This is a genomic window from Micromonospora sp. CPCC 205539 (genome assembly GCF_036906815.1).
Lineage (GTDB): Bacteria > Actinomycetota > Actinomycetes > Mycobacteriales > Micromonosporaceae > Micromonospora.
Map to the genome: position 1 here is coordinate 1 of NZ_JBAKHW010000075.1, position 15124 is coordinate 15124.

Here is a 15124-nt window from a genome sequence, read left to right on the forward strand (position 1 = left end):
GGCGCGCGCGGCGTGGTCCGGCGGCGCGGCGGCGGCTCGTCGCCGGCCGGTCCGCGCGGCGCGACGGTGCGCACGACACCGCCTCGGCCGGCCGCCGGGGCGTCCCGCCGGCCGACTCGGGCGGCCGCCCGGCCACCGTCGAGCACCTGCAACGCGGGCCGGAACGGGTCGCCGGAACGGGTGCTGCGCGGGGTACGACGCTGCTCGGCGCCCACGCTGCGGGGCGGCGTGCCGCGGTCCTCGCGGATGGTCCGACCCCGCGGGGTGTACGCCCGCGCGCCGGAGATACCGCCCACGCCCGGCTCGCCGTCGCGCGGCTCCCCGCCCTTGGCGCTGGTGTCACGCGAAGAACCGCGCCGGGACCCCGTGGGATCCCGGCGCGGCTCGTCCGACCTCGGTGGCACGGTCAGCCTCCCGCACCCTGGCTGGTCACCGACGGCTCGCCGGTCGCCGGCTTCGGCACGCCGATGGTCCGGCCGTCCGGCAGCCGGATGTACGCCGGCTCACCGGCGTCCACCAGGCCGAGCCGACGCGCCTGGGCGGTCAGGTTGCCCGGCGCCTTCGCCGCCGCGATCTCCTTGTCCAGCTGCTGCTTCTCCAGGTCCAGTCGGGCCTGCTGCTGCTCCAGCTTCTCGAGTCGGAAGGCGTTCTCATTGATCTTGGTGTTGACCGCCAGGATGCCGAGCACCCCACCGACCACCAGCACCACGATCAGCGCCGCGAACGGCGCGCGCGGCACCGACACCGGCGGCGGCGGTGCCACCCGCAGCCGAGGCGGGCGGGCGCCGGCCGTGACGCTGGGCCGCTCGGCCGGCCGCAGTGCGGCGGTGCCCTGGGTGGGGAACTCGCGCGCCCCCCGGGCGCGAGTCTCCCCCTGCCGATTCACTCGATCGATGCGTGGCGTAGCGTTCCCCACGCGCGAAGCCCGCTCCGCCGCGGTCCGGCCCCCCGACCGCGGTGCGCGCTGCCCGCCGCCGGTGACGTCCCGGCGGTCGTGCTTGTCAACGTTCATGTTCCCTCCCCCTTGACGTCCGTCCCTATACCGGCGCGGCGCCCACGGATCCCCCACGGATCACGCGGTCCCCGTTCCCGGTTGGTGCATCCCCTTCACCCCACGGCGAGACCGTTCGCGGTCGGTCCGCCCTTGCTCTGTCGCGTTCGGGTCGAGCCGTTCCGCGGCCCGCAGCCGCACCGAAGCGGCGCGCGGGTTCGCGGCGACCTCCGTCTCCCCGGGCAGTTCGGCGCCCCGGCTGAGCAGCCGGAACGTCGGACCGGACCCGGGCAGTTCGACCGGGAGGTCGATCGGGCCCTTACTGCGGACCCGGTCCGCGAGCGCCACCTTGGTGAGCCGGTCCTCCAGCGAGTGGTAGGACAGGACCACCATGCGGCCACCCACGGTCAGTGCGTCGAGAGCAGCGGGCAGCGCCGCTTCCAGCGCTGCCAGCTCTCTGTTTACCTCGATCCGTAAAGCCTGAAACGTTCTCTTTGCCGGGTGTCCGCCCGTTCGTCGGGCTGGCGCCGGGATCGAGTCCCGGACCAGCTCCGCCAACCGCGCGGACGAGGTGATCCGGGCGCGTTCCCGCTCCCGGATGATCGCCGAGGCGATCCGGCCGGCGAACTTCTCCTCGCCGTAGACCCGCAGCACCCGGGCCAGATCCGGGTGCCCGTAGGTGTTGACCACCTCCTCGGCGGTCACCCCCCGGGTCTGGTCCATCCGCATGTCGAGCGGCGCGTCCTGGGCATAGGCGAACCCGCGATCGGGCGCGTCGAGCTGCAACGACGAGACACCCAGGTCGAACAGGATCCCGTCGATGCCCGGATAGCCCAGCCGGTCGAGCACCTCGGGCAACTCGTCGTAGACGGCGTGCTCCAGGTGCACCCGGTCGGCGAAGCGGGCCAGCCGGACCCGTGCGTGAGCGAGTGCCTCGGTGTCCCGGTCGAGCCCGATCAGGACCGTCTCCGGGTGCGCCTCGAGCACCGCCTCCGCGTGCCCGGCCAGGCCGAGCGTCGCGTCGACGTGGACCGTCCGACCGCCTCGACCCAGCGCGGGGGCCAGCAGCTCGAGACACCGCTCAAGCAGCACCGGCACGTGCGTGCCGCGTAGCTCCCCCATGTTGACCCCCACTGGTTGAAACGTCCGTTCGTTCGTGCGCCTGTCGTCGGACGACGCCACCGTCATACCGCCAGATCCCCATCCGCTCCCGCCGATCACCGGGCTCCCGCCCGATGACTGGATCGTGCGCCTGGCACCGGGGAAGGGATGCCAGGAACTCGAAAGCGGCTGGAGATCTCGCAGTACGTCGGGCGCCGTAGCCGCCCTACAGACCGCCGGGCAGCACCCCCTCCTCGATGTCGGCGAAGTCGTCTTCGCTCTCGGCGAGGTAGGTCTCCCAGGCGACCCGGTCCCAGATCTCCACCCGCGTGCTCGCGCCGATCACCACGAGGTCGCGGTCCAGAGCGGCGTACGTCCGCAGGTGGGCCGGAATGGTCACTCGGCCCTGCTTGTCCGGCACCTCGTCGTGCGCGCTCGCGAAGAAGACCCGGCCGTAGGCCCGGGCCGCCTTGTGCGTCATCGGCTGCGCGCGCAACTGCTCCGCGATCCGCTGGAACTCAGGCGTCGGAAAGACGTAGAGGCAGCGCTCCTGCCCTTTGGTGATCACGACACCCCCCGCCAGCTCATCCCGGAACTTCGCCGGAAGGATCAACCGGCCTTTGTCGTCCAGGCGTGGAGTGTGGGTGCCGAGAAACATCGGCCCGTACCCCCCTCGCCCTTTGAGCGGCGTTCGCGGCGCCGCTGACCCCCCGGGCCGGTGAGCCCTCCCGGCCTCACCATTGGTCCCCACTCTACTCCACTTCCCTCCACCTGCAACCAGATTGACCCGCGTGGCGTGCCCGATCCGGGGGCAAAACCGCACGTCACAAGGGGTGGAGTGGGGTGGAGGGCCGTGGCGCCCACCCCGCGTGGTCCGCTTTCCGACATCGATCGACTCCGTCCGGTGGAACCCGGCCCGGCCGCCCGCGCACCTACCACGGCCGAACGGTTCGCCGTCGGCGGCGATCTGGCGGGGCGGGCGGTCCGGTAACCTCGCTCGCGTGACCGACGCGAAATTGCCCCTACGGGCCAAGGTGGCCAGCTCCGTGTCACGGACCGCCGCGGCGCTCTCCCGGGCGGCCGGCCGTGGCGACGGTTCGGTGATCGGCGGGTGGATCGGCCTGAAGATCGACCCGGACCTGCTGGCCCACCTGTCGTCCGGGCGGGCCATCGCGCTGGTCTCGGGCACCAACGGCAAGACCACCACCACTCGGCTGACCGCCGCCGCGGTCGGCGTCCTCGGCCGGGTCGCCACCAACTCGTTCGGCGCCAACATGCCCAGCGGGCACACCTCGGCGCTGGCCAAGGCCGGCAGCACCCCGTACGCGGTGCTGGAGGTCGACGAGCACTACCTGGCCCAGGTGCTGGAGGCGACCGAGCCGCACGTGGTCGCACTGCTGAACCTCTCCCGCGACCAGCTCGACCGCGCCAAGGAGGTCGCCATGATGGCGCAGCTCTGGCGTGCGGCGCTGGTCCGGCACACCGACGTACGGGTGGTCGCCAACGCCGACGACCCGATGGTCGTGTGGGCAGCCACCCCACCCGGCGACCCGGCCCGGGGCATCAAGCCGCCGCACGTGACCTGGTTCAGCGCCGGCCAACGCTGGCACGACGACTCCTGGGTCTGCCCCGAGTGCGGCTCCACCATCCAGCGCAAGGGCGACCAGTGGTGGTGCACCGGCTGCCCGCTGCGGCGACCCGAGCCGCAGTGGACCGTCGAGGACGAGGGCGTGCTCGACCCCACCGGCGCCTGGCACAAGGTGTCCCTCCAGCTACCCGGCAAGGTCAACCTCGGCAACGCGGCGACCGCGCTCGCCGTGGCGGCCGAGTTCGGCGTCCGCCCGGTCGACGCGGTGTCCCGCCTCGGCATCGTCACCTCGGTGGCCGGCCGCTACGCACAGGTGGACAAGGACGGGCGCAACATCCGGCTGCTGCTGGCCAAGAACCCGGCCAGCTGGCTGGAGGCCTTCGACATGGCCGACGACGCGCCGACCCTGCTCTCCATCAACGCGCGCGACCCCGACGGGCTGGACACCTCCTGGCTCTTCGACGTCGATTTCTCCCCGCTGCGCGGCCGGCAGGTGTTGATCACCGGTGATCGGGCATACGACCTGGCGGTCCGGCTGGACGTCAACGACGTGTCGTTCCAGCACGTACGCACGTTCGACGAGGCGATCCGATCCGTCCCGCCCGGCCGGCTGGAGGTCATCGCGAACTACACCGCGTTCCAGGACATTCGAGCGGAGTTGGACCGTGTCAACTGAAAGCCTGCGCATCGTCTGGATCTACCCCGACCTGCTCTCCACCTATGGCGACCGGGGCAACGCGCTGATCCTCGCCCGCCGGGCCCGCCAGCGTCGCATGCCGGTCGAGGTGCTGGAGGTCCGCTCCGACCAGCCGCTGCCCGCCACCGCCGACATCTACCTGCTCGGCGGCGGCGAGGACGGCCCGCAAGCGCTGGGCGCGCAGCGCCTGATCGCCGACGGTGGCCTGCACCGGGCCGTCGCCCAGGGCTCGGTGGTGTTCGGCGTCTGTGCCGGCTACCAGTTACTCGGCACGTCCTTCTTCGCCAAGGGTGTCCAGTACCGCGGCCTGGAGATGCTCGACCTCCAGTCCGACCGGGGCCCGAGCCGGGCCGTCGGCGAGTTGGCCGGCGAGATCGACCCCCGGCTGGGCCTGCCCGCGTTGACCGGCTTCGAGAACCACGGCGGTCGCACCCAGCTGGGCCCGGAGGTCTCTCCGCTGGCCCGGGTCACCACCGGGGTGGGCAACGACGGCACCACCGAGGGCGCCTGGCGCGGCAAGCTGCTGGGCACCTATTCGCACGGGCCCGCCCTGGCGCGCAACCCGGCCCTGGCCGACCTGCTGCTGCGCTGGGCCACCGGAGCGAACCGGCTGCCTGCGCTGGACGACACGTGGTCCGACCGGCTCCGCACCGAGCGCCGCGCCGCAGTGGCCGCCGCCCGGGCATGATCCAAGCTGTCCGGCGGCTGCTCCGGCAGCCGTCGGCCGCCCGCTTCGCCCTGCTCGTCCTGCTGATCGGCGCCTGCGGGCTCCTCCTGCTCCTGGTGCCCCGCCCGGACCCGGCGCAGCTGCCGCAGCTCGCCGATCGGCTGGGCACCCTCGCCCCGGTGGCGGCGATCCTCGGCGGCGCGCTGCTGCTGGTCATGCTGGTCCCCCGCACCTTCATCACGCTCGCCGCCGGCGCGATCTTCGGCCCGCTGGAGGGCGCCGCGTACGCCCTGGGCGCCGCGCTGGTGGCCGCGGCCATCGGATTCACGATCGGCCGGCTGCTCGGGCGGGAGTTCGTCGCCGAACGGGTCCGGGGACGGCTGGCTCGCCTCGACGGCTGGTTCGCCCGGCAGAGCGTGCTCGGCGTGATCACCGTCCGGCTGCTGCCGATCGCCGGCTTCGGGCTGGTCAGCTACGGCTACGGCACGACCGGCGCCCGGGTACTGCCGTTCCTCGCCGGCAGCGTGATCGCCTCCGCGCCGACCGCGTTCGGCTACGCCGCGATCGGCGCCGCGGTCAGCTCCCCCGGCCACGTCAACTGGTACGCCGCCGCACCGGCCAGCCTCGGCCTGATCGCCAGCGTGGTGCTGATCCACCACTGGTGGCGTGCCGAGCGCCGCCGCCGGTCGATGCCGGGCTGACCGTGGACGTGACGACCGACGGCCCCGAGGAGCAGCGGCTCGCCGGCGGCTTCGTGGCCGACGTGGTCCGGGTCGGCGACACGGTACGGCGTACCCCGCCGGCGAACCTCGACTACGTCGACGCGTTACTGCACCACCTGGGCCAGGTTGGCGCGGACCTCGCGCCCCGGCCCCTCGGCCTCGACGCGCGCGGCCGGCAGATGCTCAGCCACGTCGAGGGGCGGGTGCCGTGGCGGGACCGGGAGGACCCCGCGTTCTTCGCCGATCCGGCGCTGGTGCGGTTGGCGGAGCTGATCCGGCGCCTCCACGACGCGTGTGCGGGGAGCCCGCTGGCCGGCGGCGCGGAGACGGTCTGCCACCACGACCTGTCGCCCAAGAACACGGTGTACCGGGACTTCGCGGCCGGGCCCCTGCCGGTCGCATTCCTGGACTGGGACCGGGCGGCACCGGGTCGCCGGATCGACGACGTGGCGTTCGCGGGCTGGCACTGGGCCTCGTTGGGCGCGGGCGCCGACCCGGCCGAGCTGGGCCGGCGCTGCCGGGTGCTCTGCGACGCCTACGACGCGCGCGCCACCGTGCCGCTCCCCCGGGTCGAGCTGGTCGACGTGATGCTGGAGCAGATCGAGGGCACCTGGCGGGGCATCGCGGGCGGTGCCGACCGCGACGAGCCCGGCATGCGCCGGCTCCGCGACGCCGGCACCGTCGACGGGATACGCCGCTGGCAGGACTGGCTGCTGACCAACCGCAACACCGTGGCGACGACCGTGACGGCCTGAAACAGGCGTGTCGTGCCCGGAGCGCGAGCCCTCTCTCCGCAACCCCAGACGCCACCGGGAACGATCATGGAGTTGTGGTGGGGGATCAATCCCTGCGACGGGACGATCCGGCCACCACAACTCCATGATCAGCGCACCGGGCAGGCGCGGCGAGCTGGGTCAGGCGACGACGGAGACCATGCGGCCCTTGACGACGATGACCTTCCGGGGCTCCTTGCCGGCCAGGGCGGCGGCCACCGCCTCCAGCGCGGCGGCCCGGACGGTCTCCTCGGGCGCGTCGGCGGGGACCTCGATGCGGCCGCGGACCTTGCCGTTGACCTGCACCGGATAGGTCACCGTGTCGGCCACCAGCAGCGCCGGGTCGGCGGTCGGGAAGTCCACGTACGTCAGCGACCCGTCGTGCCCCAGCCGCTGCCACAGCTCCTCGGCCACGTGCGGGGCGAACGGCGCCAGCATCAGCACCAGCGGCTCCGCCACCTCGCGCGGGGTCACCGACAGCCGGGTCAGCGCGTTGGTCAGCTCGATCAGCTTGGCGATCGCGGTGTTGAACCGGATCGCCTCCATGTCGCCACGAACCCCGTGGATCACCTTGTGCAGCAGCTTGCGGGTCGCCTCGTCGGCCGGCTCCTCGCTGACCCGCAGCGCACCGGTCTCCTCGTCGACCACCGTCCGCCAGACCCGCTGCAGGAACCGGTACGAGCCGACCACCGCCCGGGTCTCCCAGGGGCGGGACACCTCCAGCGGGCCCATCGACATCTCGTACACCCGGAAGGTGTCCGCGCCGTACGCGGCGCTCATGTCGTCGGGGGTCACCACGTTCTTCAGCGACTTGCCCATCTTGCCGTACTCGCGGCGCACCTCGTCGTCACCCAGGTACCAGCTGCCGTCGCGCTCGACGACCTCCTCGGCCTGCACGTAGCTGCCGCGTGAGTCGGTGTACGCGTACGCCTGGATCATGCCCTGGTTGAACAGCTTGCGGAACGGCTCGATCGACGAGACGTGCCCCAGGTCGAACAGCACCTTGTGCCAGAACCGCGCGTACAGCAGGTGCAGCACGGCGTGCTCGGCGCCGCCGACGTACAGGTCGGTGCCCCCGCAGTCACCCTCGCGCTGCGGACCCATCCAGTAGCGCTCGTTCTCCGCGTCGACGAACCGCCCGCTGTTCGTCGGGTCCAGGTAGCGCAGCTCGTACCAGCAGGAGCCGGCCCACTGCGGCATCACGTTGGTCTCGCGGGTGTAGCGCTTCGGCCCGTCACCCAGGTCCAGTTCCACCTCCACCCAGTCGCGCCGCCGCGACAGCGGGGTCTCCGGGTTGCTGGCGGCGTCGTCCGGGTCGTACGTCTTCGGTGAGAAGTCGTCCACCTCGGGCAGCTCGACCGGCAGCATCGACTCGGGCAGGGCGATGGCCGCGCCGGTCTCGTCGTAGACGATCGGGAACGGCTCACCCCAGTACCGCTGGCGGGAGAACAGCCAGTCGCGCAGCCGGTAGGTCACCGCGCCGGTGCCGTGCCCGTTCGCCTCCAGCCAGGCGATGGTCGCCGCCTTGGCGTCGGCGACCCCCAGGCCGTCCAGGTCCAGGCCGTGCTCGGGCGCGGCGCTGTTGATCGCCGGGCCGTCCCCGGTGTACGCCGCTCCGTCGAAGCCCTCCGCCGGCTGCACGGTCCGCACGATGGGCAGCTCGAAGACCTCGGCGAACGCCCAGTCCCGCTCGTCCTGCGCGGGCACCGCCATGATCGCGCCGGTGCCGTAGCCGGCCAGCACGTAGTCCGCGATGAAGATCGGGATCTGCGCGTCGTTCACCGGGTTGGTGGCGTACGCCCCGATGAAGACGCCGGTCTTCTCCTTGCTGTCGGACTGCCGCTCGACGTCGGTCTTGGCCGCCGCCGCCTTGCGGTACGCCTCGACGGCCGCCCGAGGGCTGGCGTGCCCGCCGGTCCAGGCGTCCCGCGTCCCCTCCGGCCAGGTCGCCGGCACCAGTGTGTCGACCAGCTCGTGCTCGGGGGCCAGCACCATGTAGGTGGCCCCGAAGATCGTGTCCGGTCGGGTCGTGAACACCCGGACCGGCGCCGCGGCGGTCGGGAAGTCGATGTGCGCGCCGGTCGAGCGACCGATCCAGTTGCGCTGCATCAGCTTGATCGGCTCGGGCCAGTCCAGCGTGTCCAGGTCCTCGATCAGCCGGTCACCGTACGCGGTGATCCGCATCATCCACTGCTTCAGGTTGCGCTTGAAGACCGGGAAGTTGCCCCGGTCGGAGCGACCGTCGGCGGTGACCTCCTCGTTGGCCAGCACGGTGCCCAGCCCCGGGCACCAGTTCACCGGTGCCTGCGAGACGTACGCCAGTCGGTGGTCGTCGACGATCTGGCGGCGCTCGGCGACGCTCAGCTCGGCCCACACCCGGCCGTCCGGCGTGGGCCGGTTACCGCCCTCGAACTCGGCGATCAGCTCGGCGATGGGCCGGGCGCGCCGGGCGTCGGCGTCGTACCAGGAGTTGAAGATCTGCAGGAAGATCCACTGGGTCCAGCGGTAGAAGTCGGCGTCGATGGTGGCCACCGAACGGCGCTCGTCGTGCGCCAGCCCCAGCCGACGCAGCTGCACCTTGTACCGCTCGATGTTCGCCTCGGTGGTGGTCCGCGGGTGGGTGCCGGTCTGCACCGCGTACTGCTCGGCCGGCAGGCCGAACGCGTCGAAGCCCATCGCGTGCAGCACGTTGCGACCGGCCATCCGCTGGTAGCGGGCGTAGGAGTCGGTGCCGATATAGCCCAGCGGGTGGCCGACGTGCAGGCCGGCACCGGACGGGTAGGGGAACATGTCCAGCACGTACAGCTTCTCCGCACCGGCCCGGGGGTGGGTCGGGTCGGCCAGCGGGCCGGTCGGGTTCGGCGCGTGGAAGGTGCCCTCCCGCGCCCAGATGTCCTGCCAACGGGTCTCGATCTCGTCGGCCAGGGCCGCGGTGTACCGGAACGGGGGGATGTCGTCCGCCGGTGCGGCTGCCTCACTCATCGTCTCTCCTCGCTTCGCTTCGCTGCTTCACTTCGCTTCGGCACCGCCGGGCCGGGCCGACGACGGGCACAAAAAAGCCCCTCACGCAGGAGGGGTCGCCGTGCTGTCGCGCGTTCAGCGCATCAGCACGGCTCGGTAAGAAGCAGGAAGACTCCGGCCATGTCCGGCAGTGTACCCCGTCACCGGGTGAACCCGGGGCGTGCGGGTGCGGGCCCCCCGACTCGGCGAATATCGGTGCGTAACCGACCGACTTCCTGCGGGGGTCGGCGATAACGACAAACATGGTTAGCCTGAGAGGCCAGTGAGAATCCTGCGGCAAAAGAGGCTCGACGTCGCGAACCCAACGGCGGGTCCAGGTGCTCTATTCAGAGCTGCCGTGACGGCGACGAGGAGGAGGCCCGTGACACAACAGACCTGGGACGAGGTGGGCGGTCTGCTGCCGCACGACGAGTTCCGCGCCGCCAGCGAGGCCATCGTGACCAACATCGAGCAGGTGATCGAGGGTAAGACCGCCACCGTGCGGCTGGCCCTGGCCGTCCTGCTCGCCGAGGGTCACCTCCTCATCGAAGACGTCCCCGGCGTCGGCAAGACCAAGCTGGCCAAGGCTCTCGCGCGGTCCATCGACTGCACGGTGCGGCGGATCCAGTTCACTCCGGACCTCCTGCCCAGCGACGTCACCGGCGTCAGCGTCTACAACCAGGAGACGCACGACTTCGAGTTCCGCCCCGGTGCCGTCTTCGCCAACCTGGTCGTCGGCGACGAGATCAACCGGGCCTCGCCGAAGACCCAGTCGGCGCTGCTCGAGTGCATGGAGGAGCGGCAGGTCACCGTCGACGGGGTGACGTACCAGCTCCAGACCCCGTTCATGGTCATCGCGACGCAGAACCCGATCGAGATGGAGGGGACGTACCCGCTGCCCGAGGCGCAGCGTGACCGGTTCACCGCCCGGATCGCGATGGGCTACCCGGACCCCGGCGCCGAGCTGGCGATGCTGGACGGGCACGGCGGCACCGACCCGCTGAACGAGCTGCGCCCGGTCTCCGACGCGGCCGTCGTCCGGCAGCTGATCGCGACCGTCCGGCAGGTGCACGTCGCCGACGCCGTCAAGCAGTACGCGATCGACCTGGTCACCGCCACCCGCGAAGCCCCCGACCTGCGCCTGGGCGCCTCCCCCCGCGCGACCCTGCAACTGCTGCGCACCGCCCGGGCGGTCGCCGCCCTCGAGGGGCGTGACTACGTGCTCCCCGACGACCTGCAGGCCCTCGCGGTGCCGGTGCTGGCGCACCGGATCATCCCGACCGCGGACGCGCAGCTCGCCCGGCGCACCACCGACGCGATCGTCTCCGAGCTGGTGCACCGGCTGCCGCTGCCGCACGACCGGCAGCAGCGCTCGCCGTACGACACCCGGCCCGCCACCGGTAACGGTCGCGCGCCCTACGAGCCGCGGAGGCCGTGACGTGCGTGCCGGGCTGCGCGGGCTGACCACCCGCGGGCGCTCGTTCCTGGCCGCTGCCATCGCGGCGGCGATCTCGGCCGGCATCCTCGGCGAGAAGGACCTGCTCCGGGTTGCCGTGCTGTTGGCCATCCTGCCGCTGCTGGCCGCCGCCTACGTGGGGCGCAGCCGCTACAAGCTGGCCTGCAACCGTTCCCTGGACCCACACCGGGTCCCGGTCGGCGCCAACTCCCGGGTGGTGCTGCGCCTGCAGAACCTGTCCCGGCTGCCGACCGGCACCCTGCTCCTGGAGGATCGGCTGCCCTATGCGCTGGGCAGCCGGCCCCGGGTGGTGCTGGAGCGACTCGGCGCGCACCAGGCCAGCTCCGTGGCGTACACCGTCCGGGCCGATGTGCGGGGCCGCTACGAGGTGGGGCCGCTGGTGGTCCGGATGACCGACCCGTTCGGTCTCTGCGAGCTCAGCCGGGCCTTCCCCAGCACCGACCACCTGACGGTCATCCCGCAGGTCACCCCGCTGCCGTCGGTCCGGCTCCCCGGGGAGTACGCGGGCAGCGGCGACAGTCGGGCCCGCTCGGTGGCGGTGCACGGCGAGGACGACGCGGCGACCCGGGAGTACCGGCGCGGCGACGACCTGCGCCGCGTGCACTGGAAGTCCACCGCGCGCACCGGTGAGCTGATGGTGCGCCGCGAGGAGCAGCCGTGGGAGAGCCGGGCCACGGTCGTCCTGGACACGCGCGCGTACGGCCACCGTGGCGACGGGCCGACGGCGAGTTTCGAGTGGGCCGTCTCCGCCGCCGCGAGCATCGCCGTGCACCTGCGGCAGGCCGGCTACAAGCTACGCCTGGTCACCGGCTCGGGGGTCGACGTGGACGCCTCGGAGGCCGGCGGCGACGGGGTGCTGCTCGACCACCTCGCCGAGGTCCGCCTCGACCAGCGGGCCGAGTTGACCAGCCTCGTGCAGCGGGTCCGGCAGCGCGCCGACGGTGGTCTGATCATCGGGCTGTTCGGCGCGGTGAGTGTGGCCGAGGCCGAGCTGCTGGCCGGGCTGCGGGGCAACGGCGCCACCTGCGTCGGCTTCCTCCTGGACAGCTCCACCTGGCTCAGCCTGCCGGAGAAGGCGCGGGCCGAGGCGGAGCGCACCCACGGCGCGGCGGTACTGGCGATGCTGCACAGCGGCTGGCGGGTGGTCGGTGTCGAGCACGGCAGCCAACTGCCGGCGCTCTGGCCGCAGGCGGGCCGGGGCTCCCAGGGGTTCGCCATGCGCGCCGCGCTGGCCGAGACCGTCGCCGGCGGCGTGCGATGAACGGAAGGTTCCCCTCATGAACGCCAGTCGGAACATCGGCGTGGTGGCGGCCGCCGCCACGCTGCTCGCCGCCGCGCCGCTGTCGGCCATCTTCGAGACGTGGACGTGGCTGATCCAGTCCGCGATCGCGGTCGCCGCGATCGCCGGGGTGGCCGCGCTGACCCGGCTGATCCGGACGCCGCTGTGGGCTCAGGTGCTCGGCATGCTGGCCGCCCTGGTGCTGGCGCTGACCTGGCTGTTCCCCAGCGGCACCGAGCTCCTGACCTTCCTGCCCTCGCCGGGCACGTTCGAGCACTTCGCCAACCTGTTCACCGGCTCCATGCAGGACATGCGCTCGTACGGCGTGGAGGTCCCCGACACCGACCCGCTGCTGTTCATCAGCGTGCTCGGCGTCGGCGGGGTGGCCGTCCTGGTGGATGTCCTGGCGGTGGGGCTGCGCCGGCCGGCGCTGGCCGGTCTGCCGATGCTCGCCATCTACTCGGTGCCGGTCGCCGTCTATGTGGACAGCGTCCCCGCGACGCCGTTCGTGCTGGGCGCCGCCGGATACCTGTGGCTGCTGGTCACCGACAACGTCGACCGGGTCCGCCGGTTCGGGCGCCGGTTCACCGGTGACGGACGCGACGTCGACGTGTGGGAGGCCTCGCCGCTGGCCAGCGCCGGCCGCCGGCTCACGGTGGTCGGGCTGGCGTTGGCCGTGGTGCTGCCGCTGGCCGTGCCGGGGATGACCGGCGGGCTGCTCGACACGCTCGGCGGCGGGACGGGCAACGGTAACGGCAACGGCCGGGCGGGCGCGGGCTCGTCGGGCCAGATCGACCTGTTCGTCAAGCTCTCCGGCGACCTCAACCGTTCCCAGGTGACCGACCTGATCAAGGTGACCACGTCCGAGCCGGCCCCGTTCTACCTCCGGTACGCGGTCGCCGACGACCTGCGCTCGGACGGTTTCCGGGCGCGCACCCCGACCGGCGTGCCCGCCAACCGGGACCTGCCGAACCCGGTCCAGGATGACACCGCGGGCGTCGAGCACACGCCCTACCGGGCGACCGTCGAGGTCACCAAGAACCTGAGCATGTCCCTACTGCCGGTGTACGCCGACCCGGTGCGTACCGATGACCTCAATGGCAACTGGCTGTACGACAACAGCCAGGGGGTCCTCTTCTCCAAGCGGGAGTCCTCCCGGGGCAAGAAGTACTCCTTCGACTACCTCCGCTCGACGTACCCTCCGGCGGTGCTGCGGGCCGCGCAGCCGCTGGCGGCCGCCCACCCGCTGCGCCGGCAGCTGACTCCCGTTCCGGAGCAGGTGCCCGAGGTGGAGACGCTGGTCACCGAGCTGGTCCAGGGCAAGCGCACCGACTACGACCGGGTGTTGGCGATCTACCGGCACTTCTCGGCGGCCAACGGGTTCAGCTACCGACTCAGCACCAAGAGCGGCAGCAGCGGCCAGGACATCGTCGACTTCCTGACCAACAAGGTCGGCTACTGCCAGCAGTACGCGGCAGCGATGGCGTGGCTGGTCCGCGCCGCCGGCATCCCCGCCCGGGTGGCGCTCGGCTTCACCACCGGCAGCAAGCGCGACGGCGACACCTACACGCTGACCAACCTCAACCTGCACGCCTGGACCGAGGTCTACTTCGACAAGGTCGGCTGGGTGCCGTTCGACGCCACCCCGGCGGACGGGGTGCCGGGCTCCACCCGGTCGGCCTGGGCACCGGACATCAACGCGCCGGAGCCGTCCAGCCCGGACACCGGCACCTCGGAGACCCCGGCGGGCCCCGACGCCTCAGCCGGTCCGATCAGTCCGGACAACGCGGATCGCGACACCGACACGGGGCTCTCGCTCGGCGGTGGCACGCCGACCGAGGAGCCGCCGGTCTGGCCCTGGTGGACGGCCGGCCTACTCGCCCTGCTGGCGCTGCTGGCTGTGCCGGCGCTGCTCCGCCTCGCGCTACGCCGGCGGCGGGGCGGCCGTGCGGCGGGTGCCGCCGTGTCCGCCACCCGGGGTGGCACGGTGCAGACGGTCCCCGGAGCACCCGTCGTGGTGGTCGAGGTGGACGCGACCCGTGCCCGCGCTGTCGCGCACGCCGCCTGGGCCGAGTTGATCGACACGTTGGTGGACTTCCGGGTTCGAGTCGACCGGACGGAGACACCCCGAGCGACCGCGGAGCGGCTGGTCCGGGAGACCATCCTCGACGATGCCGGGGCGGTCGGTGCGGCACGGCTGCTCGGCCGGGCGGAGGAACGGGCTCGTTACGCCCGGGCCCCACTGACCGGTGAGCCGTTGCTGCCCGCGCTGCGCGCGGTGCGCGCGTCGCTGGCCGCCCAGGCGGGCCGGCGGACCAGGTTGCTCGCCGCCGTACTCCCGCCGTCGGTGCTGCTGCGCTGGCGGACGGCCCTGGCGGACAACTCCGGCCGGGCGGTGGCACTGAGTGGGCGGGCCCGGTACCGGCTGCTGCGCTGGAGCCCTCGACGGCTACTGGCTGAGCGCGCGGCTCGCTGAACGATATTCGGCCCGGGGCGGCGGGCATGCACCGCCGCCCCGACCAGCCCGACGTGCACGGCGTGGCCCTCGCGGAAAGCCGCAGCCTCGGAAAGCCGCAGCCTCGGAAAGCCGCAGCCTCGGAAGTTCGCGGCCCTCGGGTATGCCGCTACGCGGGTCAGGTGATCGTGATCAACTCGAGATCAGCGATATCGCGCCATCACCAACGGCTGATACCGCGACATCAGCGATCTCGTGTCGATCACGATCTCCTGGCCCGTCCGCCCGCCCGCAACGGCGGCGCGGGGCGGGGAGCGCGGACGGGCGGGGCGGGGGGGGGAGCGCGGACGGGCGGCGCGGGACCGCAACGCCGA

Annotated in this window: 11 protein-coding genes and 1 pseudogene; 7 read left to right on the plus strand and 5 right to left on the minus strand. The window is 72.6% G+C overall.

Annotated features, from left to right (window positions below):
• From V6V47_RS31970 to mraZ, 4 genes and pseudogenes are all read right to left on the minus strand, one after another.
• Positions 1-404, minus strand: a pseudogene (locus V6V47_RS31970) (penicillin-binding protein 2); the annotation flags it as partial.
• A 2-nt stretch (positions 405-406) separates the two neighbouring features.
• Positions 407-1012: a hypothetical protein gene (locus V6V47_RS31975; protein WP_334632290.1), complete on the minus strand. Its 606-nt coding sequence runs from the start codon at positions 1010-1012 to the stop codon at positions 407-409.
• A 60-nt stretch (positions 1013-1072) separates the two neighbouring features.
• Entirely contained in the window at positions 1073-2113 is a 1041-nt protein-coding gene (gene rsmH / locus V6V47_RS31980) for a 16S rRNA (cytosine(1402)-N(4))-methyltransferase RsmH (protein WP_334632291.1), read from the minus strand.
• A gap of 205 nt (positions 2114-2318) precedes the next feature.
• Positions 2319-2750: a division/cell wall cluster transcriptional repressor MraZ gene (gene mraZ, locus V6V47_RS31985; RefSeq protein WP_334632292.1), complete on the minus strand. Its 432-nt coding sequence runs from the start codon at positions 2748-2750 to the stop codon at positions 2319-2321.
• A gap of 358 nt (positions 2751-3108) precedes the next feature.
• Between mraZ and V6V47_RS31990 the strand changes: the two genes are divergently transcribed.
• Genes V6V47_RS31990 through V6V47_RS32005 form a run of 4 tightly spaced genes read left to right on the plus strand, consistent with a single transcriptional unit; the run spans position 3109 to position 6521 of the window.
• The gene (locus V6V47_RS31990; protein WP_334632300.1) at positions 3109-4356 is read left to right on the plus strand and encodes a MurT ligase domain-containing protein; all 1248 of its coding nucleotides are present in this window, start codon (positions 3109-3111) and stop codon (positions 4354-4356) included.
• Complete coding sequence (locus V6V47_RS31995; protein WP_334632293.1) at positions 4346-5065, plus strand: type 1 glutamine amidotransferase; 720 nt, start codon at positions 4346-4348, stop codon at positions 5063-5065. The genes V6V47_RS31990 and V6V47_RS31995 overlap by 11 nt, the downstream gene beginning before the upstream one ends.
• On the plus strand, positions 5062-5745 hold the full coding sequence (locus tag V6V47_RS32000; RefSeq protein ID WP_334632294.1) for a TVP38/TMEM64 family protein: 684 nt from the start codon (positions 5062-5064) through the stop codon (positions 5743-5745). The genes V6V47_RS31995 and V6V47_RS32000 overlap by 4 nt, the downstream gene beginning before the upstream one ends.
• Positions 5706-6521: a phosphotransferase gene (locus tag V6V47_RS32005; protein ID WP_334632295.1), complete on the plus strand. Its 816-nt coding sequence runs from the start codon at positions 5706-5708 to the stop codon at positions 6519-6521. Before V6V47_RS32000 ends, V6V47_RS32005 begins: the two co-directional genes overlap by 40 nt.
• Positions 6522-6680: 159 nt before the next feature.
• On the opposite strand, the gene leuS is transcribed toward V6V47_RS32005, so the two are convergent.
• Complete coding sequence (gene leuS, locus V6V47_RS32010; RefSeq protein WP_334632296.1) at positions 6681-9521, minus strand: leucine--tRNA ligase; 2841 nt, start codon at positions 9519-9521, stop codon at positions 6681-6683.
• 400 nt (positions 9522-9921) lie between these two features.
• Here leuS and V6V47_RS32015 point away from each other — a divergent pair, with 400 nt between their 5' ends.
• The 3 genes from V6V47_RS32015 to V6V47_RS32025 are packed head-to-tail and all read left to right on the plus strand — an operon-like array spanning position 9922 to position 14771.
• Positions 9922-10977, plus strand: coding sequence for an AAA family ATPase (locus tag V6V47_RS32015; protein WP_334632297.1), 1056 nt, complete (start codon positions 9922-9924; stop codon positions 10975-10977).
• A gap of 1 nt (position 10978) precedes the next feature.
• Positions 10979-12277 carry a DUF58 domain-containing protein gene (locus V6V47_RS32020; protein ID WP_334632298.1) on the plus strand — a complete coding sequence of 433 codons (1299 nt, stop codon included), beginning with the start codon at positions 10979-10981 and terminating at the stop codon, positions 12275-12277.
• A 16-nt stretch (positions 12278-12293) separates the two neighbouring features.
• Complete coding sequence (locus tag V6V47_RS32025) at positions 12294-14771, plus strand: transglutaminase family protein (protein ID WP_334632299.1); 2478 nt, start codon at positions 12294-12296, stop codon at positions 14769-14771.
• Positions 14772-15124 lie beyond the last annotated feature (353 nt).

Coding starts and splice junctions, on each gene's coding strand:
- V6V47_RS31975 (WP_334632290.1), bottom strand. CDS start 1,012: ATGAACGTTGACAAGCACGACCGCCGGGACGTCACCGGCGGCGGGCAG.
- leuS (WP_334632296.1), bottom strand. CDS start 9,521: ATGAGTGAGGCAGCCGCACCGGCGGACGACATCCCCCCGTTCCGGTAC.
- V6V47_RS32000 (WP_334632294.1), top strand. CDS start 5,062: ATGATCCAAGCTGTCCGGCGGCTGCTCCGGCAGCCGTCGGCCGCCCGC.
- mraZ (WP_334632292.1), bottom strand. CDS start 2,750: ATGTTTCTCGGCACCCACACTCCACGCCTGGACGACAAAGGCCGGTTG.
- rsmH (WP_334632291.1), bottom strand. CDS start 2,113: ATGGGGGAGCTACGCGGCACGCACGTGCCGGTGCTGCTTGAGCGGTGT.
- V6V47_RS32025 (WP_334632299.1), top strand. CDS start 12,294: ATGAACGCCAGTCGGAACATCGGCGTGGTGGCGGCCGCCGCCACGCTG.